This window comes from Burkholderia puraquae, assembly GCF_002099195.1.
GTDB lineage: Bacteria > Pseudomonadota > Gammaproteobacteria > Burkholderiales > Burkholderiaceae > Burkholderia > Burkholderia puraquae.
Window position 1 is genome coordinate 939,864 of record NZ_NBYX01000001.1, and the last position, 26,050, is coordinate 965,913.

Here is a 26,050-nt window from a genome sequence, read left to right on the forward strand (position 1 = left end):
CGCCGTCACACTCGGGCTCAGGCTTCCTGCGCGCTCTGCAGCACCGCACGCAACAGCACGTCGGCGCCCGCCGCCGCCCATTCGGGCGTAATCGCTTCGGCCTCGTTGTGGCTCAGCCCGTCGACGCACGGCACGAAGATCATCCCCGTCGGCGCGACACGCGCGACATAGCACGCGTCATGACCTGCACCGGACACGATATCCATGTGCGACAGCCCGAGCGCCCGGGCCGCGTCACGCACCGTGTCGATACAGCGCGGCGCGAACGGGATCGGCGCATACGTGAAGATCTGCTCGATCTGCGCGCCGAGGCCCGTTTCGTCGGCCACGCGCGCGAGCTCCGCACGCAGCGCCGCGTCCAGCGCGTCGAGCACCGCATCGTCGGGGTGCCGAAACTCGACCGTGAAGAAGCAGCCGCCCGGCACCGTGTTGCGCGAGTTCGGCCGCGCCTCGATCATTCCGACCGTCGCACGCCCGTACGGCGCATAACGGCGGCCGAGCACTTCGACGAACGAGATCATCCGCGCGGCGCCGACCAGCGCATCGCGGCGGAATTCCATCGGCGTCGTGCCCGCGTGCGCATCGACACCGGTGAGCGTCACCTCGTACCAGCGCTGTCCCTGCCCGGCCGTCACGACGCCGATCGTCTTGCCGGCCCGCTCAAGAATCGCGCCTTGCTCGATATGCAACTCGTATGCCGCGTGCACCGGATAGCCGCCGACGGGCTCTGCGCCCGCATAACCGATCCGCGCCAGTTCCTCGCCGATCGTCCTGCCCGCGCCGTCGGTGCGCGACAGCCCGTATTCGAGCGTATAGACGCCCGAGAACACGCCGGCCGACACCATCGCCGGCGCGAACCGCGAGCCTTCCTCGTTGGTCCAGATCACGACATCGATCGGGCGCTCGGTCTCGATGCCCGCATCGTTCAGCGCGCGCACGACCTCGAGCCCGCCGAGCACGCCGTAGATGCCGTCGTAGCGGCCGCCCGTCGGTTGCGAATCGGCGTGCGAGCCCGTCATGACCGGCGCGGCGTCGGGGTTGCGGCCCGCGCGGCGCGCGAACAAGTTGCCCATCTGGTCCACGCGCACCGTGCAGCCGGCGTCTTGTGCCCATTGCACGAACAGGTCGCGCGACTCGCGATCGAGATCGGTCAGCGCGAGGCGGCAGACGCCGCCCTTCGGCGTCGCGCCGATCTGCGCCATCCGGTCGAGCGACGCCCACAGACGGTCACTGTCGACGCGCGGCGCGCTCACGCTGTCCGCGTTGGCATTCGCGTTGTGGTCACGCATCGCCGTTCTCCGGCGCGGCTTGCAGTGCGTAGCGGAAATCGCAGCGCTTGCCGCCCTGCATGATCGTGCTTGTGCGCGTGAGCGCGATGTCCGGCGCATAGCCCTGGATGAAAAAGCTGTCGCGCGCGCAGCTCAGCAGGTGCCCGATCTCGCCGAGTCCCATCGCGTGATACATCTCCGCGTAGCTGCAGCGATGTACGTCGTAGTCGTAGTGCGAGTCGTCCGCGCGCCGCACCTCGACGTCGAGCGCATCGTCCTTCTCCCACAGCACCTGCAGCGCGATGAACGACTTCACGCTCGTGCCGGCCGGCTCCTGCGCCGCGAACGTGCGGCCGGCGTCGACGGCCGCGCCGCGTACGGCTTCCGCGATCACGGCCTGCGCGCGCTCGGCGCCGAACTCGCGCTTCATGATCTCGTAGATCGGCTTGATGATTTCCGCTTCGATGCGGCGCCGCGCGAGGATCCCGAGGCGCGTGTCCTCGGGTGCGGCGGCGGATGTCTGGGTCGCTTCGGTCATGGGGATCGTCTCGATTTTTATCGCTGTTTCGTTGGCTGGGTTGCGGTGCGCGAACCGCCGAGCACGTCGACGACGGCCCACTTGCCGCCGCGCACCTGGTAGATCGTGAAGGCCGGATCCTTCAGGTTGCCTTCGCCGTCGAACGCAATCCGCCCCGTCACGCCGGCCCGGTCGATCGCACGCACCGCCGCGACCAGCTTCGCCGGCTGCGTCGTGCCGGCCTTCTGCGCGGCCGCGATCAGCGTGGCAGCCGCGTCGTACGCGAACGGCGCATGCAGTTCGATCGGGGCGCGAAAGCGTGCCTGGTATTGCGTGTCGAATGCCTTGCCGCCCGGCATCCGGTCGAGCGGCCGGCCCGGTTCGAGCGCCGTCACGCCGTCGCCGTCCTTGCCCGCGAGCGACAGGAAAGTCTGGCTCACGAAGCCGCCCGCACCGAGCAGCGGCGCGTTCACGCCGAGCTGGCGCATCCGGCGCGCGATCGGCGCGGCCTGCGCATCGAGACCGCCGAAGAACACGAGATCCGCGCGCTTGCCCTTGATCGCGGTCAGCACGCCGCTGAAGTCGGTCGTCTTGTCGTTCACGTACTGGCGATCGACGATCGCGCCGCCGTTCGCCTGCACGCCCTTGATGAACTGGTCGGCGAGCCCCGCGCCGAACGACGTGCGATCGTCGATCACCGCGATGCGCTTCGCCTTCAAAGCCTTCACCGCATACGCGCCGGTGATATTGCCGCCCGCATCGTCGTGACCCATGATCCGGAAGGCCGTTGCATAGCCCTGCTGCGTGTATTGATGGCCGGTGGACGCCGGCGCGATCTGCGGAATGCCCGCATCGCGGTAGACGCGCGACGCCGGCACGCTGCAGCCCGTGTTCCAGTGGCCGACCACGCCGATCACGTGCTGGTCGACGAGTTGCTGCGCGACCGCGACAGCCGTGCGCGGATCGGACTGGTCGTCGGCCGCGACGAGCTTGTAGACGACCGGCTTGCCGCCGATGGTCGGATGCTGCGCGTTCGCGTCGTCGATCGCGAGTTGCGCGCCGTTCTGCAGGTCCTTGCCGATCCGGGCGGACGGGCCCGTGAGCGGCGCGGCGAGACCGATCAGGATCGTCTGCGGCGCGGATTGCGAGAACGCGGGAACGGCGGCGACCAGGGCGGCCGCCGAGAAGGCAAGGCTGGCGGGAAGGAAAGCGATTTTCATGTGCGGGGGATCGGTGAATCGGATCAAAACATGAAAAATATTAAATATTCAGCATCCAAACCCCAAATACCCAATTGTTGGATGCTTATGCCGTTCTCTGCACATTAACCTATCACCCTGTAAATGAAGGACATTTTCATGTTGTCGCTTACCCTGACTTTTCTATAAAATTCGACACATGAAAAATATCGAACAATTACCGCACGATCCGCCGCTGCGCGCGGTGCGTGCGTTCGAAGCCTTCGCGCGCCTCGGGTCGGTCACCGCGGCGGCGGGCGAGCTCGACATCACGCCGTCGGCGGTCAGCCATCAGCTGCAGCTGCTCGAAGCGTTCATCCAGACGCCACTGACGGTGCGCGAGGGCCGGCTGCTGGCGCTCACCGACGAAGGCCGCGACTACTACCGCTCGATCAGCGCCGCGTTCTCGGTGCTGCGCAGCGCGACGCGCTTCGTGCGCGACCGCTCGTCGCTGCGGCAGATCACCGTCAGCCTGATTCCGCTGCTCGGCATCGGCTGGTTCATTCCGCGGCTGCACGCATTCCTGGCCGCCAACACGGACGTCGACGTGACGGTGCTGTACGCGCATCACCGCAACTACCGCAGCGACGCGTCGGACCTGTCGATCCGCTTCGGCACCGGCGACTGGCCCGGCTACCGCTGCGAGCGGCTGCTGCCGGGCGCGATGGTGCCGATGTGCAGCCCGTCGTTCCTGAAGCGCCACGGGCCGTTTCGCACGCCGGCCGATCTCGCGCGCGCGCCGCTCGTGCACGACGAGGATCGCAGCACGTGGGTCAACTGGCTGCAGGGCGCCGGCGTGCGGCATGTGTCGCATGCGGTGGGGCCGATGTTCGAGGACGGCCAGCTCACGCTGAGCGCCGCGCGCGCGGATCTCGGCGCGGCCTTGCTGCGCGCGCCGCTGGTCGAGCGCGAGCTGGCGAATGGCGAGCTCGTGAAGCTGTTCGATCATGCGCTCGACGACGGGCGCGATTACTACCTGTGCACGCGCGAAGATGCGGACATGCCGGACGGGGCGCGGAGGCTGGCGGAGTGGCTGAGGAAGATGGCGGGGATTTGAGCGGAGCGCCGTACCGATTCACTTGCTACTGTCTTGCAGACCGCTGCTCGGGTATATATGATATGCATATCATATATCGGAGGCTGTCATGGGCCGAATCCTGGTCGATCTGTCGGACGGCCAACTCGACGAGTTGGCCGTCATCGTCGAGACTCAACACCGTCCCCGCGCCGCGATCATCCGCGATGCGATCGATGCATACATTGCTCTGCACAAGCACCGGCACGCCGACGACGTCTTCGGTCTCTGGAAGGATCGCAAGGTTGACGGGCTCGCCTATCAGGAAGAACTGCGCTCGGAATGGTAAAAGCACTCTTCGACACCAATATCCTGATCGACTATCTGGGCGGCGTGGAATCCGCTCGCGCGGAACTGGGCCGTTACGACTATCGTGCGATCAGCGTGATCTCGTGGATGGAGGTCCTGGTCGGCACTTCCGTATCGGACGAAGCTCCGATCCGCGCATGGCTCTCGTCGTTCGATGTCATCGCGCTCGATGGCACGGTCGCGAATCGCGCCGTGACGATCCGCAAGGCGCGCCGCATCCGCTTGCCCAATGCGATCGTCTGGGCATCGGCCCAAGTGAACGGGCTGCTGCTCGTGTCACGCAACACGAAGGATTTTCCCGCCACCGAGCCTGGCATTCGCGTGCCTTATCAGATCTGAGCCGATGATCGCGGCGGCGTCCGCTCACCCCGCCGCACCCAATACGAACGCACGAAACGACGCATCCTGCGCCTGCGAGGCATGGCTGTGCGCGTCGACACCACCCGCCGCCCCCGCTCTCGCCCACATTCCACCGCCCCCACTCAACGCGTCAAAAGCGCCACTCCGCACCCCATCCAATCAAGGGCCGGAAGCAGATAGAAATTCCCGATGCCCCGGATTGAAACAAGCAATTTCACAAAGTCAGGGTGAACCCGGATACTGGCAACACTCCACTCACCACTGAAGCAAAGGAACTCTCCAGATGCCGATCATCAACACCCAAATCAAGCCGTTCAAGGCAACCGCTTACCACAACGGCGAATTCGTGCCCGTCTCGGAAGAGAACTTCAAGGGCAAGTGGTCCGTCGTCGTGTTCTACCCGGCCGACTTCACGTTCGTCTGCCCGACCGAGCTGGGCGACCTCGCCGACCGTTACGCGGAATTCCAGAAGCTGGGTGTCGAAATCTACGGCGTGTCGACCGACACGCACTTCACGCACAAGGCATGGCACGACACGTCGGACACGATCGGCAAGATCAAGTACCCGATGATCGGCGACCCGACGCTCACGCTGTCGCGCAACTTCGACGTGCTGATCGAGGAAGAAGGGATGGCCCTGCGCGGCACGTTCGTGATCAATCCGGAAGGCGAGATCAAGCTGTGCGAAATCCACGACAACGGCATCGGCCGCGACGCAGGCGAACTGCTGCGCAAGGTGCAGGCGGCGCAATACATCGCGGCGCACCCGGGTGAAGTGTGCCCGGCCAAGTGGACGCCGGGTGCGGAAACGCTGACCCCGTCGCTCGACCTGATCGGCAAGATCTGACGATCGCTCCGCGCGCCTCGCCCGAGGCGCGCGAGACGCACGAATACGGGCCGCCGCTGCGCGCGGCCCGCGCCCTCCTCCGGCACGACGTGCCCGACCAGAATCATTAATACGGAATCCGAAACGCCATGCTCGACGCCAATCTCAAGAACCAACTGAAAGCGTACCTCGAAAAGATCACGCGCCCGATCGAACTCGTCGCCTCGCTCGACGACAGCGCGAAATCGCAGGAACTGCTGGCGCTGCTGAACGAGATTGCGTCGCTGACGGATCGCGTGACCGTGGCCGAACGCCGCAACGACGCCGAGCGCAAGCCGTCGTTCTCGATCGGCGAGCCCGGCAAGCCGGCCGGCATCCGCTTCGCCGGCATCCCGATGGGCCATGAATTCACGTCGCTCGTGCTCGCATTGCTGCAGACGGGCGGCCACCCGATCAAGCTCGACGACGACGTGATCGACCAGATCCGCGCGCTCGACGGCGACTACGCATTCGAGACGTATTTCTCGCTGTCGTGCCAGAACTGCCCGGAAGTCGTGCAGGCGCTGAACGTGATGTCGCTGATCAACCCGCGCATCCGTCACGTCGCGATCGACGGCGCACTGTTCCAGGATGAAGTCGAGTCGCGCCAGATCATGGCCGTGCCGACGATGTTCCTGAACGGCGCTTCGTTCGGCCAGGGCCGCAGCAGCGTGAAGGAAATCCTCGCGAAAATCGATACGGGTGCGAGCGCACGCGCCGCGAAGTCGCTTGAGAACAAGCCGGTGTTCGATACGCTGATCGTCGGCGGCGGCCCGGCAGGCGCGGCCGCCGCCATCTACTCGGCGCGCAAGGGCATTGCGACGGGCGTCGTCGCCGAGCGTTTCGGCGGCCAGGTGCTCGACACGATGGCGATCGAGAACTTCGTGTCCGTGCAGGAAACCGAAGGGCCGAAATTCGCGACCGCGCTCGAACAGCACGTGAAGCAGTACGACGTCGACATCATGGACGTGCAGCGCGCCGACGCGCTGATTCCGGGCGACGTGCACCAGATCCGCCTCGCGAACGGCGCGGTGCTGAAGGCGAAGACGATCGTCCTGGCAACCGGCGCGCGCTGGCGCGAAATCAACGTGCCGGGCGAGCGCGAATACCGCAACCGCGGTGTCGCGTACTGCCCGCACTGCGACGGCCCGCTGTTCAAGGGCAAGCGCGTCGCAGTGGTCGGCGGCGGCAACTCGGGCGTCGAGGCCGCGATCGACCTCGCCGGCATCGTGAAGGAAGTCACGCTGGTCGAATACGGCGCGCAACTGCGCGCGGACGAAGTGCTGCAGCGCAAGCTGCGCAGCCTGCCGAACGTCACGATCGTCACGCAGGCGCAAACGACCGAGCTGACCGGCGACGGCAGCAAGCTGAACGGGCTCGTCTACAAGGATCTGCGCTCGGGCGACACACAGCGCATCGATCTCGAAGGCGTGTTCGTGCAGATCGGCCTCGTGCCGAACACCGAATGGCTGAAAGGCACGGTCGAACTGTCGAAGCACGGCGAGATCGTCGTCGATGCGCGCGGCGCGACGTCGATACCGGGCGTGTTCGCAGCCGGTGACGTGACGACGGTGCCGTTCAAGCAGATCGTGATCGCCGTGGGTGAAGGCGCGAAGGCATCGCTCGGCGCGTTCGACCACCTGATCCGGCAGGACGTTGCACCGGTAGCCGCCGCGCAGCCGCAGGCCGAAGAAGCGGTCGCCGCGTAACGCGCGTCAGCCGGCCGGCACCACCATTTGTCTCTCTTGGCCCCGCATGCTTTGGTCGGCGTGCGGGGCCCTTTTTATTCCGGAAGCGAAGGTGACTTGGTCGTGCCCGGGCTGCCGTTCGCGGGCGCCGCCGACGGTGGTGACTTGAAATTGCTCGACGACCTGACCAATTGCTCGGTCATCGCAGCAGCAACCGGATTTGCACCCGACGACGAACCGCCCTGCCGGGTCGAACCGCTGCTCGCCGACATCGACGAGATCGACGACATCGACGGCGGCGGCAACGACGGGTCGAGCTTCGCCGATTCCCTGACGAGTGCCGCCGTCTCCGGCGTTTCGGATTTCGTCGCCGCAGGCGCCGCGGCCGCGTGGCGTTCGAGGCCGTCGCGCTTGCGTGATGCGCGTTGCGTCACCTGCGCGGGTGCGACCGGCTGGACTGGTTTCGCAGCAGGCGGTGCGGCCGGCGGGGTCGAATCCTGCGCATCGACGGTCACGACATTGACCTTCGGCGGCGGTGCGCTCGGCTGCGCTTTCTCGCTGACGACGGGAACGGCGGGGACAGATGCGGGTGCGGCGCTGACACGCGCGGGGGCGGGTACAGGTGCGGCCGGTGCCGGCGGGTGCGGCGGAACGGCTGCCTGCTTCGATGCCGTATCGGCCTGGGCTGCCGGGGCTGCCGGGGCCGGCGGCGCGATGGTGCCCTGCACCGCGTGATCGTTGCCTGCGGGCGCCGCGGCAACGGGCGCGGCCGAATCGCCGATGCCGGCATCTTCGATCGCGCGGTGGTCCGCGCGCAGGAGCATCACGTAGGCAGTGCCGGCCGCGGCTACCAGGAGCCCACCGGCGATCATCAAGGTCTTGCGGGTACTCGTCATGCTTGCTCACCGATCATGTCGACGTGAACAAGCCATCATACGCGGCGATCGGCCGTCGATCCCGCATGAATACATTTGGTTGCATTGTGCCGGAACAGGCCGGCAACACGTTCGTCAGACGTATCGCCGCCCCTGCTCCTGCACGATCACCGCATGGCGATCACTCCGGAAACGGCAATTCGGTCTGCCCGTCCGCGCGCATGCCGAACGTGTTCAGCGTCATCGCGACGAGCGCGTAGTAGCCGAGCAATGCAACGAGATTCACGACGGTTTCGTGGCCGAAGCGCGCTTCCGCCCGTGCGAACGTCGCGTCGCTCACGCGCCGCGTGTCGTACAGTTCGCTCGCGAACGCATGGATCAACGCATCGTCGTCCGACTCGAATGCGGGTGCGACACCGCGCCGGATCGCGTCGGCCGTCGCGGCCGGCACGCCCGCATCGAGTGCGATCGGATGGTGGATGTGCCACTCGGCCTGCGAGCGCCAGCGCGCGGCCGTCACGAGAATCGCGAGTTCCGACAGGCGCAGCGGCAGGCCCGTGCGATAGCGGCAAAATGCACCGAGCTTCTGCGCGTGCTGAGCCAGTTCGGGGCTCGCGATCCAGCCGAGAAATGGCCCGTTCAGGTTGCCGCGCGGGCCACTGAGAATGTCGGCCAGCACGGCCTTCTGTGCATCGGTGGCCGATGCAGGATCGAATGGAGGCAGTCTGTTGGTCATGGCGAAGTCCGGACAAGGTTCGACGAATGCGGTCACGCGCCGGCCGACGCGAGCGCCGCGCCGATCGCGCCCGACAGCCGCTCGACGATCGTATCGATCTGCTGCGCAGTGCAAATGAACGGCGGCGCGACCAGGACGTGATCGCCGTGAACGCCGTCGATCGTCCCGCCCATCGGATACACCATCAAGCCGCGCTGCATCGCTTCGCGCTTGACCGCCGCGTGCAGCTTCAGCGCCGGATCGAACGTCGCCTTGCTGTCGCGATCACGCACGAGTTCGACGCCGACGAACAGCCCGCGTCCGCGCACGTCGCCGATATGCGGATGCGCGCCATAGTGCTCGCGCAACGACGCGCGCAGTTGCTCGCCGCGCGCCTTCACGTTGTCGAGCAGCTGCTCTTCGGCGATCACGCGCTGCACTTCGAGCGCGGCCGCGCATGCGGTTGCATGGCCGAGGTACGTGTGGCCGTGCTGGAAGAAACCCGAGCCGTCGACGATCGTCCGGTAGATGCGGTCGCTGACGAGCGTCGCGCCGATCGGCTGGTAGCCCGCGCCGAGCCCTTTCGCGATCGTCAGCAGGTCGGGCGCGACGCCGTCTTCATCGCATGCGTACAGGTAGCCCGTGCGTCCCATCCCCGACATGATCTCGTCGAGGATCAGCAGCACGCCGTACTTGTCGCACACGGCGCGAATCTTCTTCAGGTACGTGCGCACCGGCGGCACCGCGCCGGCCGTTGCGCCCACCACCGTCTCCGCGACGAACGCCGCGACGGTGTCCGCCCCGAGTTCGACGATCTTCTGCTCGAGCTCGTCCGCCAGGCGCTGCGCATACGCTTCGTCGGTTTCACCCGCCTGCTGGTCGCGGTATGCGAAGCACGGGCTCACGTGATGCGCGTCGATCAGCAGCGGCAGGAACGGCTCGCGCCGCCACGCATTGCCGCCGATCGCGAGCGCGCCGAGCGTGTTGCCGTGATAGCTCTGCCGCCGCGCGATGAAATGGCGGCGCTGCGGCTCTCCCTTCTCGACGAAATACTGGCGCGCGAGCTTCAGCGCGGCCTCGACCGCCTCGGAGCCGCCCGACACGAAATACACGTGTTCGAGGCCGGCCGGTGCGGTGTCGACGAGCCGGTCGGCCAGTTCCTCGGCCACGTCGGTCGTGAAGAACGACGTATGCGCGTACGCCAGCTGCTGCGCCTGCCGCTTGATCGCGTCGATCACGCGCTGGTTGCTGTGGCCGAGACACGAAACGGCCGCGCCGCCGCAAGCGTCGATATAGCGTTTGCCGGTCGAGTCGATGATCTCGATGCCGTCGCCTGCGACGGCGACGGGCAAGGTGGCGCGCGGAGCGCGATGGAAAACGGTCGTCATGCGTTGCCTCATGGATCAGGATGCGTCGTGCACACGTCCGGACGGCACGATGCGTGTCGCGAAACGCGGCGTGCCTTGCTGGTGAATGATGAAATCGATCGACGCCGCGCCGATCGCGAACACCGCCGTGGCCAGCGTGTTCTCGTCGTCGGGGTCGGCCGGATCGTCGCGATAGATCGGCAGCCCTTGCGGCGCGCGATCGCCGAGCACGCGCAACAGCGCGGCTTCGTCGATCGCATCGATGCCGGGCGTCAGCGAATCGACGCGGCGCTGGCGGTCGGCCGACGATTGCGTGACGATCTGCGCTTGCGCATCGCAGCCGGGATGCACGAGATGGTTCGCATGCCCTGCGAGCCGCGCGACGTCGATCACCGAACAGCGCGCGACGCTGGCCTCGATGCTCCAGAGCCGCGCATCGCCGGTCGCGCCGAGCGTGTGATGAAAGCCGCTCGCGCGCGCATGACCGCGCAGCACGTCAGCCGCCGCGTCGAGCGACGTCGCATCGAGCACGGCGCGCGCAAGGATCATGCGCGGCACGCCCGGCGCAGGTGCGCGGATCCGCAGGTTGTTGATCGCCTGCGCGACGCCCGCGCGGTTTGCGGCAAAGGTATGGCCGGGCAGCGAACCGGGGTAGTAGAAGCTGATGAAGCCCGGCTTGCCCGCCGGCCGCACGTCGACGAGCAGGCAGCGCTCGCGCAGGAACGGATCGCCGTCCTCGTTGTGCGCGATCCAGCGCATGCCGGCCGCGTCGCGCGCGGCGAGCGTCGTGCAACCGTCCGGCGCGTGGTGGATCAGCTCGCCGCGGCAGTTCCACAGAAAGATGTCCTCGGCCGGCCAGCCGACGCCCGCCGCGATCCCGTCCAGTTCCGCGACGAGATCGGGATACGCGGCCAGCGCGGCCTGCCGCAGTGCAGCGACGAACGGATCGCCGCGCCAGCGGCGCACGGCCTGCCACGCGCTGCTCTGCTGCATATATGCGTCGAACACGGGGCGGGCGAGCTCGCCGAGGCGCATGCCGATGTCGAACGGCGTGCCGGCGATGACGGGGGAAAGGGAAAGCGGCATGTCGGAAGTATCGGTTTCGTTCAGGACACGTGTTTCAGGAATTCCTTCAGGCGCGGGGTCGGCGGCCGGTCGATCAGGTCGACCGGATGGCCGTCCTCGGCGATCCCGCCCTGATCCATGAACAGCAGGCGCGTGCCGACCCGTTTCGCAAAGCCGATCTCGTGCGTGACGACGATCATCGTCATCCCTTCGGTCGCGAGATCCTGCATCACTTTCAGCACTTCGTGGCGCAATTCCGGATCGAGCGCCGAGGTCGGCTCGTCGAACAGCATCAGCCGCGGCCGGATCGCGAGCGCGCGTGCAATCGCGACGCGTTGCTGCTGGCCGCCCGACAGCTCCGACGGGTAGTGATTCGCGCGCGATTCGAGGCCAACCTTGTCGAGCAGCGCCATCGCCTGGTCGCGTGCGTCGGCACGCGATGCGCCGCGCACCTGGGTCGGCCCGAACATCACGTTCTCGAGCGCGGTCATTTGCGGAAACAGGTTGAACTGCTGGAACACCATGCCGGCTTCGAGCCGGATGTTGCGGATCGTCGTCGCGTTGCCGCGCACGCTCTGGCCGTCGACGAGCAGCTCGCCGCCGGTGATTTTCTCGAGCGCGTTGATACAGCGCAGCATCGTCGACTTGCCCGAGCCGGACGGGCCGATCACGACGACCACCTCGCCTGCGTCGATCTTCAGGTCGATGTGCTTCAGCACCGGCACGTGGCCGAAGCTCTTCGACACGTTCTGGAATTCGATCATGCTCACAGGATCCTCATGCGCTTTTCGACGAGCCGCAGCGTCAGCGTCATCGCGCCGGTCAGCAACAGGTAGATGACAGCCACGGCGGTCCAGATCTCGACCGCCTGGAAATTGCCCGCGATGATTTCCTGTCCCTTGCGCGTCAGTTCGCCGACACCGATCACGATGAACAGCGACGTATCCTTCAGGCTCACGATGCACTGGTTGCCGAGCGGCGGAATCAGCCGCCGGAACGCCAGCGGACCGACCACCTTCAGCAGCACGCGCGGCATCGACAACCCCATCGCGAGCCCCGCTTCCGTCAGCCCCTTCGGGATCGACAACAGCGCGCCGCGCACCACTTCCGCGAGATACGCGCCGGAATTCACCGTGATCGCGATGATCGCGGCCGTCAGGCCGTCGATGCGGATATGCGCGAGCAGCGGCAACGCGAAGTACAGAAACATTACCTGCACGACGATCGGCGTGCCGCGGATCAATTCAATATAAACCTGTGCAAGCACGTTCATCGCCTTCGGCCCGTATGCGCGAAACATGCCCGCGATCATCCCGACGATGAAGCCGCCCACCAGCCCGAACAATGCGATGAACACCGTCAACCGGACCCCGTCCATCAGGTCCGGCAACGCCGCCCAGATCGCCGACCAATCGAAATTCACTTGTCGCTCCCCGTTCGATTCAAGACCGGCACGGCCGCCCGGCCGCGCGCTGTTGCGGCGTCGCGCTCACATCTTCGGCGGCTCGGCACCGAACCACTTCTTGTAGATCTGCGCGTAACGGCCATCGGCCCGGATCTTCACGAGCGACGCGTTGACCTTCGGCACGAGCTGGCTGCCCTTCGGGAAGCCGATCCCGTACTTGTCGCCGCTGACCGGCTGGCCCGCGACCTTCACCTTGCCCTTGCCCTCGTTGTTCACGAAGAACAGCACGTTCGGCGTGTCGTGCATCGCCGCGTCGACGCGGCCAGCTTCGAGCGCGAGGTAGGCCTGGTCGATGTTCGGGAACTGGCGGATTTCCTTTGGCTTCAGGTGCGCCTTGATCCAGTCGATCGTCGCAGTACCTGTTTTCGCGGCGATCACCTTGCCGTTCAGGTCGTCGATCGACCCGATCGTCGTATTGCCGGTCTGCACCATCGCCGCGAGGCCGCTGTCGTAGTACGGCGCGGAGAAGTCGATCGCCTTCTTGCGCGCCTCCTTGATCGTCATGCCCGACAGCGCGACATCGATGTTCTGCGTCTGCAGCGCCGGGATCAGGCCCGCGAAATCCATCGGCTGGATCGTGTATTTCCAGCCCTGGTCCTTCGCGATCTCTGCCCACAGGTCGAGATCGAAGCCGACGTACTTGTCGCCCTGCTTGAACTCGAACGGCATGAACGACGTGTCGGTCCCGACGACGAGCGTCCTGGTATCCGCGTGCGCGATGCTTGCGCCGAGCGCGGCAACGACCGCGACGGCTGTCAGGAAGGAACGGCGACTCATGGTTTCTCTCCGCATGATTGAGCGATGTGACCGGCCAGCCGGCCGGCGGGAACGACGACAGCAAGCCGCACCGCAACATGCGATGTTGAATTAGACCTTAGTGCAACAAGTGTTGTCAATGGCGATACTACGACAACAAAAAAAGGCGCAACGGATAAATGCATCGAGACAAACCCGGGAGCGCGGGACGGGTCAATCGGAGGAAAGGGCGTGCGGCCCGGGGCGGACCGCCCGGGCCGGCCGATGGCGGCGCCTGGGAAGCGGTTGACGGTGAAGGGCCCGGACGGGCAGGTTTGCCGTCCCGGGCATCGCGCGCAAGTGGAGGATGACGGCGCGACGGCGCGGACAATCGCCGCCGTCCGCGCGCTCGTTCGCGTGGATCGTCGGCAATTCGACGTGCGCCGCGCCGGGGCGGCTGCCTCCGCGATGCCGACAACCGCCGGCGCGGCGCAACGAATGTTGCGGAATGCGCGCGGAGCCGCCGGCCGGCCGCGCGCCGATGCCGCGTCGGCTAGGCCGCCACCCCGCTCGCTTGATGCGACACGAGCCGCGCATACGCGCCCTGCCGCGCCATCAGATCCGCATGACATCCGGCCTCGATCACGCTGCCGTGCTCCATCACGAGGATCAGGTCGGCATTGCGCACGGTCGACAGCCGGTGCGCGATGATGATCGACGTGCGTTGCGTCATCAGGTCTTCCAGCGCCGCGCGGATCTGCTGCTCGCTGATCGTGTCCAGATGGGACGTCGCTTCGTCGAGGATCAGTACGGGCGCATCCTTCAGGAACGCGCGCGCAATCGCGACGCGCTGGCGCTGGCCGCCCGACAGTTGCACGCCGCGCTCGCCGACGCGCGTCGCGAGCCCGTCCGGCAGCCGCGCGACGAATTCGCCGAGCGCCGCATGGTCGATCGCGCGCTGCACGTCCGCGTCGGACGCGCCGTTCGCGGCGAGCCGGATGTTCGCTTCGAGCGTGTCGTTGAACAGGTAGGTATCCTGCGCAACCAGCGCGATGTGCTGCCGCAGGTCGTCGAGGCGCAGGTCGCGCAGATCGACGCCGCCAAGCGTCACGCGGCCCTGCTGCGGATCCCAGAAGCGCAGCAGCAGGCTCGCGACCGTCGACTTGCCGGCCCCCGACACACCGACCAGCGCGACCGTGCTGCCCGGCGGCACCTCGAAGCTCACGCGGTCGATCGCGGGCACGCTGCGGCCCGGATACGTGAAGGACGTGGCTTCGAAACGCACCGCCGGATTGGCGGGCATCGCGTGCGTGCCGTCCGTCACGGCAACGGGCTCCTTCTCCAGCGCGCGCACACGGCGCGTCGATGCGATCGTGTCGGCGAGCTGGCGCGCGACCTGGCCGATTTCGGCCACCGGCATGAAAGCGGCCACCGCAACCAGCACCAGCAGCGGCAACGACTCGCGCGGAAACCAGCCGTGCGCGCACAGCAGCGCGCCCAGCGCCGCGACGGTCAGCCCGCCGAGCCCGCTCGCGATTTCCAGTGCGGCGCTCTGCGCCGACAGGTCGTCGAGCAGCGCCGCGCGCTGCTTGCGGTACGCATCGACTTCGGCCACGAACGCTGCGCGCCGGCGCGCGACGGCCTGGAACGCGGTCAGCTCCGCGAGCCCCTGGATCGTTTCGGTCAGGTGCGCGCCGAGCTGGCCGAGCGCTTCGCGCGCGCCGGTGCCGAGCCGGTCGACCTCGCGCCGCGCCAGCACCGGCGCAAGCCCGGCCCACAACAGGAACGGCAGCAGCACGAGCGCGAGCGGCCACGCGACCGATGCGAGCAGCACCAGCACGGCGGCCGGCACGAGCACCGCGACGAATGCGGGTGCCAGCGTGTGCGCATAGAAATATTCGACGGTCTCGACGTCCTGCGTCGCGAGCGACACGAGATCGCCGGAACGGCGGCGCAGCAGGCCGGCCGGTGCGAGGCGTTCGAGCGTCGCGAACAGCGCGATGCGCATTTCCGCGAGCAGCCGGTACGCCATGTCGTGCGCAAGCCACGATTCGAGCCAGTGCAGCACGGCCGCCACCGGCGCGATCACGAGCAGTGCAGTGACGAGTGCCGGGCTCACATGGCCGCCCGGCACCGCACCGACCACCAGTGCGCCGATCACGCCGACACCGATGAACGCAAGCACGCGACCGATCCCGAACAGCACCGTCAGCACGACCTTGCCCGTCCACGGACGCACGAACCGCAGCAGCGTCTGCAGGGTTTCCGGCCAGCCGATCGTCGCGGCATCGTCGTTCAGCGGCCGCACCTGCGGGCCCGACGACGCGCGCGCGGTCGCACCGGCCGCCGGCGCTGCGCCGACCGATTCGGCGACCGCCTCCAGTTGCGGCCCCATCAGCCGGCGATACGGGCCGTCACGTGCAATCAGCGCCGCGTGCGTGCCCTCGTCGACCACCTGCCCCTGGTCGAGCACCAGGATGCGGTCGGCACCGATCACGCTGGACAGCCGGTGCGCGAGCACGAGCGTGGTCCGCCCGCGCGTGAGCCGGTCGAGCGCCTGCTGGATCAGCGCTTCGTTCTCCGCGTCGACCGACGACAGCGCCTCGTCGAGCAGCAGGATCGGCGCATCGCGCAGCAGCGCGCGGGCAATCGCGAGGCGCTGGCGCTGGCCGCCCGACAGCATGAGGCCGCGTTCGCCGATGCGCGTCGCGTAGCCGTCGGGCAGCGCCGAGATGAAGTCGTGTGCGTTGGCGGCACGCGCGGCGGCGATCATGTCCGCATCGCTCGCGTCGGGGCGGCCGAGCTTCAGGTTGTCGGCCACGCTGCCGTCGAACAGCGTCGCATCCTGCGCGACGACCGCGATCATCTCGCGCACCTGGCCCGCATCGAGCGTGCGCACGTCGTGGCCGCCGATGCGGATCGCGCCGCCCTGCGCATCGTGCTGGCGCAGCAGCAGGCGCACGATGGTCGACTTGCCCGCGCCGCTCGGCCCGACGATCGCCACCGTCTCGCCTTCGCGAACCGAGAAGCTCAGCGCCGCATGCGCGTCCGCGCGGCGCCCCGGATACGCGAAGCTGACGGCGTCGAATGCGATCTCCGGCCGCAGGCCCGGCACGCGCGGCGCATCGTTGGCCGGCGCGTGGCTATCGGCGTCGAGCAGCGCGTGGATCGCATTCGCCGCCGACTGGCCGATCATCCCCTGGTGCAACACGGAACGCAGGTCGCGCAGCGGCCGGAAGATCTCGCTGCCGGCCATCAGCACGATCAGCAGCGCCTCGAGGCTCATGTCGCCGTGCCGCACGCGCCACGCGCCGACCGCGATCGCGGCGGCCGCGCCGAGGCCGGTGCCGAGATCGGTAAAGAGCCGCGTCAGCAGGCCGAGCGCGAGCACCCAGAACGTGCTGTCGGACAGCGCGCGCGCCTTCGCGGCCAGCTTCGCGCCGAACGCCGTGCTTTGCCCGAACGCCTTCAGCGTCGGCAGGCCTTGCACCGCGTCGAGAAATTCCTCGCCGAACGCCTTGAACGCGGCCGAGCGCGCGAGCGCCGCGCGCTTGTCGGCGCGATGCACGAGTTGCGGCAGCGCGAGCGTGACGAGCGCCGCGACCAGCAGGATCGCGGCCGTCGGCACGTCCCACCACGCGAGTACCGCGAAGATCATCACCGGCGCGCAGGCGGCGATCACGAGCTGCGGCAGGTAGGTGCCGAAAAAGGTCTGCAATTGCTCGACGCCGTCGACGATGGCGAGCATCACGCCGCCCGTGCGTTCGCCGCTGAACCAGGCGGGGCCGAGCGCGGCGATCCGGTCGAACAGCCGCGCGCGCAGCGTGGCCTGCACGCGCCCGGCCGTGTGCTGCGCGAGCACCGTGCGGCGATGGTCGAGCCATGCGCGCAGGAGCACGCAGGCCGCCGTCGCAACGACGGCTTCGCCGATGCTGCGCGCCGGCGCGCCGGAAAAGACCAGCGCCAGCACGCGGCCGAGAAACACGAAGCGCAGGATGCCGACACCCATCGCGAGCAGGCCGAGCGCGACGGCCGCGGCGACCCGCCAGCGCAGTCCCGCCATCATTGCCCATAGTCGTCGGTCGAAATACATGAATGAGGCCCTCCGGTAGTGTCCGATTACGTTGTTTTCTTGACCGGATCGAGGCTACCCGCGCGGCCCGCGCGCGGCAAAAGATGATTTTTCAACGGGTGTTGAGTCAACTACAATACCCCGCATGTCGCACCTCCCTCCCCTTGGCGCATTGCGGGCTTTCGAGGCGGCCGTCCGCCTCGGCGGGTTCGCGCGCGCGGCAGTCGAGCTGAACGTATCGACGAGCGCGGTCAGTCACCAGATCCGCGCGCTCGAGGAATCGCTCGGCGCGCGCCTGCTCGAACGCAGCACGGGGCTCGGCGGCATCAGCCTCACGCCGGACGGCGCGCGCCTGCTGCCGGCTGTCAGCGATGCGCTGTCGCGCCTGACCGACGCCTGCGCCGAGATTCGCGGCACCGCAAAACGGCTGACGGTATCCGCCAACGCACCGTTTTCGGCAATGTGGCTTGCGCGCCGCCTCGCGGAATTCTCGTCGCTTCATCCCGAAACGCCGCTGCATGCCGTCGTGCTCGACGACGAACCGGATTTCGCGCGCAGCGGCGTCGATCTGGCGATCGTGCACGTGCCCGCGCACCGGTCGCAGCCCGACGACGATGTGCTGATGCGAGAGACGGTGTTCCCGGTCTGCAGCCCCGAACTGTTTCCGTACGCTTCGGGGAATGTGTGCCGCTCGCGGCTATTGCAGGAAATGCACGAGAACAGCCCCGAGATCGACTGGCGCAATTGGGCCTCGGCATTCGGCTTGCCGGACGACTTCGAGACGAAGATCGTCCGTTACAGCAGCTTCAGCCAGGTGATCGGTGCGGCGGTCGGCGGCGCGGGCATCGCGCTCGGCCGCATGCCGCTGATCGAGCCCGAGCTGCGCAGCGGGCGCCTGGTGCCGTTGAAGCCGGGCCTCGAACGCGCCGCGTCGTGGCGCTTCGTGCTGCGCCGCAATCCGTCGACGCGGCACCGGCTGCTCGATCCGCTGGTCGCGCTGCTGCGCCGCGAAGCGGAAGCGGAATCAACGCCGGTTGCAGGCCCGATCGTTGCGCCCGCATCCAACGACAGTCTCCTGCGCGGCACGGGCGGCGCGACCGGCAAGTAACGCGACGGCCTCGCCCGCACACGCCGCTTACGGCGCAGCGAAGAACAGCGCGACCACGCACGCCATCCCGCCAAACCACACGAGCGAACGCAGCGACGCCCAGTTCAACAGGTACATCAGCGTATAAGCGACGCGGATCGCGACGAACGCCATCGCAAGCTGGTCGACGCGATGCACGTTCGCGCCGTTGTGCCACGCCACCACCAGCGCGGCCGTAAACAGCGCGAGCGCCTCCCACGCGTTCTGGTGCGCGGCCTGCGCCCGCGCGCGCCAGCCTTCGAGCTTTGCCAGATAATCGCGCGGCGCGCGGTTGTCGTAGCCCTTGCGGGCCTTCGCGAGAAACGTCATCGGGAACGGCAACAGCGCCACGATGAACAGGCACAGCTGGGACGTCGTCATCAAAAGTCTCCTCCTTTATGATTACATTGATCAATGACAAGATCGCCGAGAGCTTAGCATTGCGTCGCGCCGTGCGGGCACCGGTTTTCTAGACAGGAGACTCGGCTGCACGGCCCGCCGATAGCCGTAGCCAGCCTGGTTCGACACCAAAATTTCCACCAAATCGTCGACAAATACGTTAATTAAAACTGGTCGAACACCAATAAGATAGCGTTCAACACTGGCTTGGCGCGTTGTCGCGCCAGGCTGCCGAACCCGCGCCGCCGCGCGCGCCGAACGACATCCGACCCGAGACATCGTCATGCCCCGCCCCATCGTCGCCCATATCCGCCCTGACGCCGTCCGCCACAACCTCGACTTCATCCGCCGCACCGCCGCGCAATCGCGCGTATGGGCCGTGGTCAAGGCGAACGCGTACGGCCACGGCATCGAGCGGATCTACCCGGGCCTCGCGGCCGCCGACGGCATCGCGCTGCTCGATTTCGACGAAGCCGTACGCGTGCGCGAGCTCGGCTGGGACAAGCCCGTGCTGCTGCTCGAAGGGATCTTCGAGCCGGCCGATGTCGAGCTGGCCGATCGTCACCGGCTGACGGTGGCCGTGCACTGCGACGAGCAGCTCGACCTGCTGGTCGCGGCAAAGCCGCAGCAGCCGATCGACATCCAGCTCAAGATGAACTCCGGGATGAACCGGCTCGGCTACCGCCCTGCCGCTTTCCGTGCCGCGTGGGAGCGCGCGGCCAGCGCGCCGTCGATCGGCAAGATCACGCTGATGATGCATTTCGCGAACGCCGACGAAGGCGAAGCCGACTGGCAGCTCGAGCAGTTCGATGCGGCCACGGCGGGGATTCCGGGTGAGCGCTCGACGTCGAATTCGGCAGCCGTGCTGTGGCATCCGCACGCACACCACGACTGGGTGCGGCCCGGCACGATCCTGTATGGCGCGTCGCCGACGGGTGCGTCGCGGGATATCGCCGACACGCCGCTGATGGCTGCGATGACGCTGACGAGCAGGATCATCGGCGTGCAGACGCTGTCGCCGGACGAAACCGTCGGCTATGGCCGCCGCTTCACGGCCGACCGGCCGATGCGGATCGGCGTCGTCGCGTGCGGCTATGCGGACGGCTATCCGCGCCACGCACCGACCGGCACGCCGATCGCGGTGGACGGCGTGATGACGCGCGTCGTCGGCCGCGTGTCGATGGACATGCTGACCGTCGACCTGACGCCGTGCCCGAACGCGGGCATCGGGTCGAGTGTCGAGCTGTGGGGCGACCAGGTGAAGGTGGATGACGTGGCGCAAGCCAGCGGCACGATCGGTTATGAGCTGATGTGCGCACTCGCGCGCCGCGTGCCGGTGGTGATCGTGCCGCCTGGTGTGTCGAGCGAACAGCCGGCGTTGCGCACCGGGAGCGACGGGCGCTAAGCAGCGTCAATACGGCGGCATACTGATGCGTCGCCTGACGTGCTGCTTCGGTTGCGGGCCGCCTCGGGCGGCCCGTTTGCTTTGCGGTGTGCGGGAAAGGCGTGGGTGACGGCCCTTCCGAGCCGCTCCCCCCTTCCACCACGCACTACGAACGCCACGTCGGCTTGCGCTTCTCGAGGAACGCGTCGATCCCTTCGCCCGCATCCTCTTCCATCATGTTGCGCGCCATCACGTCGCCCGCATACGCATAGGCTTCGTCGAGCGGCAACTCGCGCTGACGATAGAACATCTGCTTGCCGAACCGCACCGCGGCCGGGCTCTTCGCGACGATCTCGGCGACCTTGCGTGCGACGGCCGCATCGAGCGCATCCTCGGGCACGGCCTCGTTGACGAGCCCCCAAGCGGCGGCCGTCGCCGCATCGACGAAGCGCCCGGTCACGAGCATGTCGAACGCGCGCTTCGCCGTGACGTTTCGGCTCAACGCAACGGCCGGCGTCGAACAGAACAGCCCGACGTTGATGCCCGATACCGCGAAACGTGCGGTATCGGCCGCGATCGCCAGATCGCTCGCGGCGACGAGCTGGCAACCGGCCGCCGTCGCAATGCCGTGCACGCGCGCGATCACCGGCACCGGCAACGCGCGCATCGCGAGCATCACGCGGCTGCACTGCGCGAACAGCGTGCGGTAATAATCGAGCTCGGGCTTGCTGCGCATCTGCCGCAGGTCGTGGCCCGCGCAGAACGCCTTGCCTTCGGCGGCCAGCACGACGCAGCGCACGTGCGGATCCGCGGCGAGCGACGCAAACGCGTCGTGCAGGCTCGCGAGCATCGCCTCGGATAACGCGTTGAACTGCTGCGGACGATTCAGCCGCAGCGTGACGACGCCGTCGCGCGCGTCGCGCAGCAGGATCGGCTCGGCAGTCTCTTGATCGGGTTCCATGATGTTCCGCTCGACGGGGTTCGGCAGGATGACGGTGAAATGGTCCTCCACATTGCCCGCGACGTCCAGCCGCGGTGCGGCGGCGCTCAATCGCGCGTGCGCCGTTCGCGCCGCGCGCGCAGGCCCGAGCGCAACTGCGCCGCACCGCCCAGGAAAAACGCGCTGCCCATCCCGGCCAGGAACAGCGCGTCGCCCCAGATCGCGCCAAACGTGTTCAGCCGCGCGGTCATCGACGGCGCATCGGCCGCATAGCGCACCTCGACCGCCGCGCCGTCCTCGACGCTGACCGCTCCGCCCTGCGGATATTCGACATGCTCGCCCGCCCGCGTGGTGAACGCGACCTCCGGATGATGCCGGCCGGCGTTCAGCTTGACGACGCGGCCCGGCACGACGATCGACGTGCGCAGGAATTCGCGCGTCCACTGCACGTTGAAGCCCGCACCGATCAGCAGGCACGTACCCAGCGCGATGAAAACGATGCCTTTCGGGATCTGCATGGCGAGGTGCCGCGCGTCGGTGCGGTCGCGGCCGGAGGCCCGGTCGATGCCCATCGGAAGATGCCCCGTTGCTGGTTGTGGTGGTTGCCGGGCGCGATACGCTCGGCGTCGTGCAGATTACGGGCATCCCGGCCGACTGTAAATTGCGCGGCGTGCCGACACACATCGGGCGGCTGCCGTGCGTCAGGTCGACGAAGCCGATCCGGTGCGTCCGGCCCGCCGCGGAATGTCAAACGCGCGAACGCGCGTCTGCCGCATCGGCACGCGCCTTCAACGCCGCCCACGCAGCGCTCGCATAAACGGCCGCGCTGACCGCGGCAACGGCCCAGAGCGCCGACGCCCGCTGCGGCAGCAACATCGTCGCCGCACCGGCGATGGCGACCCCGAGCAGGCTCCCGGCCTGCCGCGCCGCATTGAGAAACCCCGACGCCACGCCGGCCGCGTCCGCCGGCACCTGGTCGAGCACCGTCGCGATCATCGGCGCCACGGACAGCGCGGTGCCCATACCGAACGCCGCCATCGCCGCCCACGTCACGAGCCACGGCGCGTGCAGCGCGAGCGCGGCGGCCAGCGCCGGTGCGGCGAGCGTCGCCAGCCCCAGGCCGCCCGACATCAGCCAGGCCGGATCGGTCCGCCCGAGCAGCTTGCCGGACAGCACGTTGCCGAGCGACAGGCTCAGCGCGAGCGGCAGCAGCGTCAGGCCGGTCTGCCGCGCATTCAGGCCGACGCTGCCGTGCAGATAGAGGCTCAGCACGAACAACAGGCCGAAGTAGCCGACATAGACGAGGCTGCCCATCAGGTTCATCGCGACGAACACGCGATTGCGAAACCACGCGAGCGGCACCATCGGCTCGGCGACGCGCCGTTCGACGACGATCAGCACGAGCGCCGCGAGCGCGGCAGCCAGCAACGCGGCCCGGACTTCCGGCGCCGCGAAGCCACGCGTCGGCAACTCGATCGCGGCAAAGCACAGCGCGCCGAGCGCCGCCGCGCCGGTGAGCTGGCCGGCCCAGTCGAACCGGCGCGCCTGACGCAACGCCGGCGCACGCACGAGCAGCGCCGCCCCCGCGAACGCGGCCGCGCCGGTCGGCACGTTGACGAGGAACGCGCTGCGCCAGCCGAAGTCCTCCACCAGGACTCCGCCGAGCACCGGCCCGATGGACGCCGCAACCGACGCGATGCCGGCCCACACGGCAATCGCGCGCGCCCGCTCGGCCGGCACGTCGAAGGTGCTGCGCACGATCGCGAGCGACGCGGGCAGAAAGAGCGCCGCGCCCACGCCCTGCGCGAATCGTGCGGCCACGAGCATCGTCACCGACGGCGCGAGGCCGCAGGCCGCCGACGCGCCGATGAACAGCGCCAGCCCCGCCAGATAGACGCGCCGCGCGCCGAACCGGTCGGACGCCGTGCCGCCCGCGAGGATCAGCACGGCGAAGCTGAACGTATAGGCATCGACGATCCATGCGAGCCCCGCGACCGACGCGCCGAGGCTCGCGCGCATCGCCGGCAGCGCGACGTTGACGATCGTCGTATCGAGCACCGCCATGAACATCCCGATCGCGACGAGCGCGAGCGTCAGGTGGCGCCCCCGCGCGGTCGAGCGGACGGCCGCCGTCACGGGCATGGCGGCTGAAACGGAAACGGAAGCTGAAACGGAGGCGGACTGGCACTCGCTCATGAGAACTCCTGGTCGATCCCGGGAGTCTAGAAACTGCGCGACATGCAGAAAAGTGGTAATTTCGCATTTCCCCGATGCAGAATTGCATCATCACTTTCCGTACCGGCCCCCACCATGAACTGGGACAACGCCCGCTACTTCCTGGCCCTGGCGCGCACCGGCACGCTGCGCGCCGCCGCGGCTCGGCTGAACGTCGACCAGGCGACGGTGGGCCGCCGCATCGCCGCGCTGGAGGACGAGCTGGCCGCGCGCCTGTTCCTGCGCACGCCGACGCTGTACGTGCTGACGACCGCGGGCGAAGCGCTGCTCGAGCCCGCCGAGACGATGGAACACGCGTCGCTGACGATCGAGCGGCGCGTCATGGGGCTCGACGACCAGTTGTGCGGCTCCGTTCGCATCGCCACGACCGACACGCTCGGCAAGCGCTTCGTGATCCCCGCCATCGCCCGTCTGCGACACCGGCATCCCGGTATCGACGTGGTCTGCGTGACGTCCGCGGAAATCGCCAATCTCACGCGCCGCGAGGCGGACCTCGCGATTCGCACGCTGCGGCCGGAATCGCCGGACCTGATCGTCAGGCGGCTCGGGCATCTGGAAACCGGTATCTACGCGTCGCGCGGCTACCTGGCCGAACGCGGCGAGCCGGCGCCGGGCAGCGCGTTCGACGGGCACGACCTCGTGATGTACCAGCAGCCGGTGGTTCCGACGATGTGGGACGCGCTGTGCGGCGAGTCGACGTCGCGCGGCCACGTGATGTTCCAGACCTCGTCGACGATGATGCTGGTCGAAGCCGCGCTCGCGGGGCTCGGCGTCGCGGAACTGCCCTGCTTTCGCGCCGACGCCGAACCGCAGCTCGTGCGGCTCATGCCGCAACGCTGCAATTACTTCGACGTCTGGCTCGTCGCGCATGCGGACCTCTACAAGACCGCGCGGCTCCAGGCCGTGATCGAGGCCGTCGTCGACGAATTCGCGGCTGCCGGCGCGTCGCCCGCGTGACGCCCGGCCCGCCGGCCGCGCTCAACCCGCGAGTTTCTTCAGCGCGTCGAGCACCGCGTCGCCCTTGAACGGCTTCACGATCCAGCCCTTCACGCCGGCGGCCTTGCCGCGCTCCTTCATCGCCGGGCTGCTTTCGGTCGTCAGCATCACGACGTTGACCGTCGAGTTCGCCAGTTCGCCCCGGATCTTCTCGACCATCGTCAGGCCGTCCATGTTCGGCATGTTCACGTCGCTGATCACGAGGCGCACGCCGGGCGTCGCCTGGAGCTTCGCGAGCCCGTCCTTGCCGTCGACGGCCGTCGCAACGTCGAGCCCGTGATTGCGCAGGAAGCCCGCGACCTCGTCGCGCACCGTGCCCGAATCGTCGACCACCAGAATCTTTGCCATGTCGTATTCCCCTTCCTTCCCTTGTTGCTGACTTCAATAGTCAAAACAGTTCGAGTTCACCCGATTCGACCATCGGCCCCACGTCCTGCACCGATTCGCGAAAATCCTCCGGCGACCAGCTCAGGCTGAACACGAAGCGCTGGTCGAGACAGACCGAGCGCCCCGATGCCGGGTCGGTCATCCGGTACTTGAAGCAGAGCTGCGGGCAGTCGCCGCCGAACGAAATGAACTTCTGCTTGTGATTGACGACGAGCGGCACCTGCACCGGATGGCGCGCCAGTGCCTCGGCGTCGCCGAGATAGCGGTTCTTGAACGCACCCCACACGAGGTTGGTCAGCTCGCCGAGCACACTGTTCACGTCGCGGAAATCCGGCGCGCGGCCGGCGTCGCGCGTGCCGCCGAGCATGTCGAGCAGCGGCTGCTCGCTCGTCTGCAGCAGCATGTAGCCGCGGCACCACGCGCTTTCGAGCGCGATCAGGCTGAACACTTCGCCGAAGATGATCTGGTCGCGCACGATGCACGGCGTTTCGTGCTCGATCGTCATGCCCGGGAACAGGCTGTCGATGCGCGCCTCGGTGATCTCCGAGATGCCGCGCACGAGTGCGTTCGGATAGTCGCGGCCGAACAGGTATTCGTCGATCGCCCGCTTGAGCGGCGTCATGTCGTCCGCGACGTAGGCCGCGCATGCAACGCGCGCGAGCGCCTCGGGCAGCCCGTCGCGCGATGCGAGCGATTGGCGGCGCAGGATGATCGGCAGCTCGGGGCGCAGCGCATCGATCTGCGTCGCGATGATCGCGCTTTCGGCCGGCGAGCCGCCGTAATCCTCGGCCAGCAGGATCGCGCCGAGGTCGATGTTCGAGCGCAGCACCTTCAGCAGCCGGTTGCGCCGCACGGTCAGGCCAACCAGGTTGTGCTCGTCGCAGAAACGCTTGATCGCGTCGGCATGCGCGCGGCTGTCGTCGAGCACGAGCACCTTGCTGACGGGTTTATCCAGGGTCATCTCAAGGA

Annotated in this window: 25 protein-coding genes; 8 read left to right on the top strand and 17 right to left on the bottom strand. The window is 67.8% G+C overall.

Going from position 1 to position 26,050, the window contains the following annotated elements; translation table 11 throughout:
- Window positions 1-17: 17 nt before the first annotated feature.
- The 3 genes from B7G54_RS04175 to B7G54_RS04185 are packed head-to-tail and all read right to left on the bottom strand — an operon-like array spanning window position 18 to window position 3,005.
- Entirely contained in the window at window positions 18-1,289 is a 1,272-nt protein-coding gene (locus B7G54_RS04175) for a Zn-dependent hydrolase (RefSeq protein ID WP_085037875.1), read from the bottom strand.
- A complete protein-coding gene (locus tag B7G54_RS04180) occupies window positions 1,282-1,806 on the bottom strand; it encodes an L-2-amino-thiazoline-4-carboxylic acid hydrolase (protein ID WP_085037876.1) in 525 nt (174 codons plus the stop codon). The genes B7G54_RS04175 and B7G54_RS04180 overlap by 8 nt, the downstream gene beginning before the upstream one ends.
- Before the next feature lie 17 nt (window positions 1,807-1,823).
- A complete protein-coding gene (locus B7G54_RS04185; RefSeq protein ID WP_085037877.1) occupies window positions 1,824-3,005 on the bottom strand; it encodes a branched-chain amino acid ABC transporter substrate-binding protein in 1,182 nt (393 codons plus the stop codon).
- A gap of 178 nt (window positions 3,006-3,183) precedes the next feature.
- On the opposite strand from B7G54_RS04185, the gene B7G54_RS04190 reads away from it, so the two are divergent.
- From B7G54_RS04190 to ahpF, 5 genes are all read left to right on the top strand, one after another.
- Window positions 3,184-4,080, top strand: a complete 897-nt coding sequence (locus B7G54_RS04190; protein WP_085037878.1) for a LysR substrate-binding domain-containing protein — start codon at window positions 3,184-3,186, stop codon at window positions 4,078-4,080.
- An 88-nt stretch (window positions 4,081-4,168) separates the two neighbouring features.
- Window positions 4,169-4,387 carry a CopG family transcriptional regulator gene (locus B7G54_RS04195; RefSeq protein WP_085037879.1) on the top strand — a complete coding sequence of 73 codons (219 nt, stop codon included), beginning with the start codon at window positions 4,169-4,171 and terminating at the stop codon, window positions 4,385-4,387.
- Window positions 4,381-4,746 (top strand): type II toxin-antitoxin system VapC family toxin, encoded by a 366-nt coding sequence (locus tag B7G54_RS04200; RefSeq protein ID WP_085037880.1) that lies wholly within the window; start codon window positions 4,381-4,383, stop codon window positions 4,744-4,746. Before B7G54_RS04195 ends, B7G54_RS04200 begins: the two co-directional genes overlap by 7 nt.
- A 304-nt stretch (window positions 4,747-5,050) precedes the next feature.
- A complete protein-coding gene (gene ahpC, locus B7G54_RS04205) occupies window positions 5,051-5,614 on the top strand; it encodes an alkyl hydroperoxide reductase subunit C (RefSeq protein ID WP_034179823.1) in 564 nt (187 codons plus the stop codon).
- A gap of 128 nt (window positions 5,615-5,742) precedes the next feature.
- Window positions 5,743-7,341 (top strand): alkyl hydroperoxide reductase subunit F, encoded by a 1,599-nt coding sequence (gene ahpF / locus B7G54_RS04210; protein ID WP_085037881.1) that lies wholly within the window; start codon window positions 5,743-5,745, stop codon window positions 7,339-7,341.
- A 74-nt stretch (window positions 7,342-7,415) separates the two neighbouring features.
- Here ahpF and B7G54_RS39525 read toward each other — a convergent pair whose 3' ends face one another.
- From B7G54_RS39525 to B7G54_RS04250, 8 genes are all read right to left on the bottom strand, one after another.
- Window positions 7,416-8,216, bottom strand: a complete 801-nt coding sequence (locus B7G54_RS39525) for an extensin (protein ID WP_085037882.1) — start codon at window positions 8,214-8,216, stop codon at window positions 7,416-7,418.
- Between the two features lie 160 nt (window positions 8,217-8,376).
- Window positions 8,377-8,931 carry a carboxymuconolactone decarboxylase family protein gene (locus B7G54_RS04220; RefSeq protein WP_085037883.1) on the bottom strand — a complete coding sequence of 185 codons (555 nt, stop codon included), beginning with the start codon at window positions 8,929-8,931 and terminating at the stop codon, window positions 8,377-8,379.
- Between the two features lie 32 nt (window positions 8,932-8,963).
- Complete coding sequence (locus tag B7G54_RS04225) at window positions 8,964-10,298, bottom strand: aspartate aminotransferase family protein (protein ID WP_085037884.1); 1,335 nt, start codon at window positions 10,296-10,298, stop codon at window positions 8,964-8,966.
- 15 nt (window positions 10,299-10,313) lie between these two features.
- Entirely contained in the window at window positions 10,314-11,363 is a 1,050-nt protein-coding gene (locus tag B7G54_RS04230; RefSeq protein ID WP_085037885.1) for a C45 family autoproteolytic acyltransferase/hydrolase, read from the bottom strand.
- 20 nt (window positions 11,364-11,383) lie between these two features.
- Window positions 11,384-12,112, bottom strand: coding sequence for a glutamine ABC transporter ATP-binding protein GlnQ (gene glnQ / locus B7G54_RS04235; RefSeq protein ID WP_048246371.1), 729 nt, complete (start codon window positions 12,110-12,112; stop codon window positions 11,384-11,386).
- Window positions 12,109-12,765 (bottom strand): glutamine ABC transporter permease GlnP, encoded by a 657-nt coding sequence (glnP, locus tag B7G54_RS04240; RefSeq protein ID WP_085037886.1) that lies wholly within the window; start codon window positions 12,763-12,765, stop codon window positions 12,109-12,111. The genes glnQ and glnP overlap by 4 nt, the downstream gene beginning before the upstream one ends.
- 66 nt (window positions 12,766-12,831) lie before the next feature.
- Window positions 12,832-13,584: a glutamine ABC transporter substrate-binding protein GlnH gene (glnH, locus tag B7G54_RS04245; RefSeq protein WP_085037887.1), complete on the bottom strand. Its 753-nt coding sequence runs from the start codon at window positions 13,582-13,584 to the stop codon at window positions 12,832-12,834.
- Between the two features lie 511 nt (window positions 13,585-14,095).
- The gene (locus tag B7G54_RS04250; RefSeq protein WP_085037888.1) at window positions 14,096-17,635 is read right to left on the bottom strand and encodes an ABC transporter ATP-binding protein/permease; all 3,540 of its coding nucleotides are present in this window, start codon (window positions 17,633-17,635) and stop codon (window positions 14,096-14,098) included.
- A 124-nt stretch (window positions 17,636-17,759) separates the two neighbouring features.
- On the opposite strand from B7G54_RS04250, the gene B7G54_RS04255 reads away from it, so the two are divergent.
- Window positions 17,760-18,722 carry a LysR family transcriptional regulator gene (locus B7G54_RS04255; protein WP_085037889.1) on the top strand — a complete coding sequence of 321 codons (963 nt, stop codon included), beginning with the start codon at window positions 17,760-17,762 and terminating at the stop codon, window positions 18,720-18,722.
- Between the two features lie 27 nt (window positions 18,723-18,749).
- Here the strand turns inward: B7G54_RS04255 and B7G54_RS04260 are convergent, their stop codons facing one another.
- The gene (locus B7G54_RS04260) at window positions 18,750-19,121 is read right to left on the bottom strand and encodes an MAPEG family protein (protein ID WP_085037890.1); all 372 of its coding nucleotides are present in this window, start codon (window positions 19,119-19,121) and stop codon (window positions 18,750-18,752) included.
- A 301-nt stretch (window positions 19,122-19,422) separates the two neighbouring features.
- Between B7G54_RS04260 and alr the strand changes: the two genes are divergently transcribed.
- Window positions 19,423-20,544, top strand: coding sequence for an alanine racemase (alr, locus tag B7G54_RS04265; protein ID WP_085037891.1), 1,122 nt, complete (start codon window positions 19,423-19,425; stop codon window positions 20,542-20,544).
- A gap of 145 nt (window positions 20,545-20,689) precedes the next feature.
- On the opposite strand, the gene B7G54_RS04270 is transcribed toward alr, so the two are convergent.
- The 3 genes from B7G54_RS04270 to B7G54_RS04280 form a co-directional block, all read right to left on the bottom strand.
- On the bottom strand, window positions 20,690-21,484 hold the full coding sequence (locus B7G54_RS04270) for an enoyl-CoA hydratase (RefSeq protein ID WP_085037970.1): 795 nt from the start codon (window positions 21,482-21,484) through the stop codon (window positions 20,690-20,692).
- A gap of 86 nt (window positions 21,485-21,570) precedes the next feature.
- On the bottom strand, window positions 21,571-21,981 hold the full coding sequence (locus B7G54_RS04275; RefSeq protein WP_244289245.1) for a DUF3592 domain-containing protein: 411 nt from the start codon (window positions 21,979-21,981) through the stop codon (window positions 21,571-21,573).
- A gap of 229 nt (window positions 21,982-22,210) precedes the next feature.
- Window positions 22,211-23,659: an MFS transporter gene (locus tag B7G54_RS04280; RefSeq protein WP_085037893.1), complete on the bottom strand. Its 1,449-nt coding sequence runs from the start codon at window positions 23,657-23,659 to the stop codon at window positions 22,211-22,213.
- Window positions 23,660-23,773: 114 nt separating this feature from the next.
- Between B7G54_RS04280 and B7G54_RS04285 the strand changes: the two genes are divergently transcribed.
- Window positions 23,774-24,655 carry a LysR family transcriptional regulator gene (locus B7G54_RS04285; RefSeq protein ID WP_085037894.1) on the top strand — a complete coding sequence of 294 codons (882 nt, stop codon included), beginning with the start codon at window positions 23,774-23,776 and terminating at the stop codon, window positions 24,653-24,655.
- A 21-nt stretch (window positions 24,656-24,676) separates the two neighbouring features.
- Here the strand turns inward: B7G54_RS04285 and B7G54_RS04290 are convergent, their stop codons facing one another.
- Entirely contained in the window at window positions 24,677-25,042 is a 366-nt protein-coding gene (locus B7G54_RS04290) for a response regulator (RefSeq protein ID WP_085037895.1), read from the bottom strand.
- A 40-nt stretch (window positions 25,043-25,082) separates the two neighbouring features.
- On the bottom strand, window positions 25,083-26,042 hold the full coding sequence (locus B7G54_RS04295) for a chemotaxis protein CheX (RefSeq protein WP_085037896.1): 960 nt from the start codon (window positions 26,040-26,042) through the stop codon (window positions 25,083-25,085).
- Window positions 26,043-26,050: the final 8 nt, after the last annotated feature.

Excerpts from the sequence above, each read along its gene's own strand:
- B7G54_RS04295 (WP_085037896.1), bottom strand. The coding sequence starts at position 26,042 with ATGACCCTGGATAAACCCGTCAGCAAGGTGCTCGTGCTCGACGACAGC.
- B7G54_RS04225 (WP_085037884.1), bottom strand. The coding sequence starts at position 10,298 with ATGACGACCGTTTTCCATCGCGCTCCGCGCGCCACCTTGCCCGTCGCC.
- B7G54_RS04200 (WP_085037880.1), top strand. The coding sequence starts at position 4,381 with ATGGTAAAAGCACTCTTCGACACCAATATCCTGATCGACTATCTGGGC.
- B7G54_RS04195 (WP_085037879.1), top strand. The coding sequence starts at position 4,169 with ATGGGCCGAATCCTGGTCGATCTGTCGGACGGCCAACTCGACGAGTTG.
- alr (WP_085037891.1), top strand. The coding sequence starts at position 19,423 with ATGCCCCGCCCCATCGTCGCCCATATCCGCCCTGACGCCGTCCGCCAC.
- B7G54_RS04175 (WP_085037875.1), bottom strand. The coding sequence starts at position 1,289 with ATGCGTGACCACAACGCGAATGCCAACGCGGACAGCGTGAGCGCGCCG.
- B7G54_RS04190 (WP_085037878.1), top strand. The coding sequence starts at position 3,184 with ATGAAAAATATCGAACAATTACCGCACGATCCGCCGCTGCGCGCGGTG.
- B7G54_RS04220 (WP_085037883.1), bottom strand. The coding sequence starts at position 8,931 with ATGACCAACAGACTGCCTCCATTCGATCCTGCATCGGCCACCGATGCA.
- B7G54_RS04250 (WP_085037888.1), bottom strand. The coding sequence starts at position 17,635 with ATGTATTTCGACCGACGACTATGGGCAATGATGGCGGGACTGCGCTGG.
- ahpC (WP_034179823.1), top strand. The coding sequence starts at position 5,051 with ATGCCGATCATCAACACCCAAATCAAGCCGTTCAAGGCAACCGCTTAC.
- B7G54_RS04255 (WP_085037889.1), top strand. The coding sequence starts at position 17,760 with ATGTCGCACCTCCCTCCCCTTGGCGCATTGCGGGCTTTCGAGGCGGCC.
- B7G54_RS04270 (WP_085037970.1), bottom strand. The coding sequence starts at position 21,484 with ATGGAACCCGATCAAGAGACTGCCGAGCCGATCCTGCTGCGCGACGCG.
- B7G54_RS04185 (WP_085037877.1), bottom strand. The coding sequence starts at position 3,005 with ATGAAAATCGCTTTCCTTCCCGCCAGCCTTGCCTTCTCGGCGGCCGCC.
- B7G54_RS04180 (WP_085037876.1), bottom strand. The coding sequence starts at position 1,806 with ATGACCGAAGCGACCCAGACATCCGCCGCCGCACCCGAGGACACGCGC.
- B7G54_RS04280 (WP_085037893.1), bottom strand. The coding sequence starts at position 23,659 with ATGAGCGAGTGCCAGTCCGCCTCCGTTTCAGCTTCCGTTTCCGTTTCA.
- B7G54_RS39525 (WP_085037882.1), bottom strand. The coding sequence starts at position 8,216 with ATGACGAGTACCCGCAAGACCTTGATGATCGCCGGTGGGCTCCTGGTA.
- ahpF (WP_085037881.1), top strand. The coding sequence starts at position 5,743 with ATGCTCGACGCCAATCTCAAGAACCAACTGAAAGCGTACCTCGAAAAG.
- B7G54_RS04285 (WP_085037894.1), top strand. The coding sequence starts at position 23,774 with ATGAACTGGGACAACGCCCGCTACTTCCTGGCCCTGGCGCGCACCGGC.
- B7G54_RS04275 (WP_244289245.1), bottom strand. The coding sequence starts at position 21,981 with ATGCAGATCCCGAAAGGCATCGTTTTCATCGCGCTGGGTACGTGCCTG.
- B7G54_RS04230 (WP_085037885.1), bottom strand. The coding sequence starts at position 11,363 with ATGCCGCTTTCCCTTTCCCCCGTCATCGCCGGCACGCCGTTCGACATC.
- B7G54_RS04260 (WP_085037890.1), bottom strand. The coding sequence starts at position 19,121 with ATGACGACGTCCCAGCTGTGCCTGTTCATCGTGGCGCTGTTGCCGTTC.
- B7G54_RS04290 (WP_085037895.1), bottom strand. The coding sequence starts at position 25,042 with ATGGCAAAGATTCTGGTGGTCGACGATTCGGGCACGGTGCGCGACGAG.
- glnH (WP_085037887.1), bottom strand. The coding sequence starts at position 13,584 with ATGAGTCGCCGTTCCTTCCTGACAGCCGTCGCGGTCGTTGCCGCGCTC.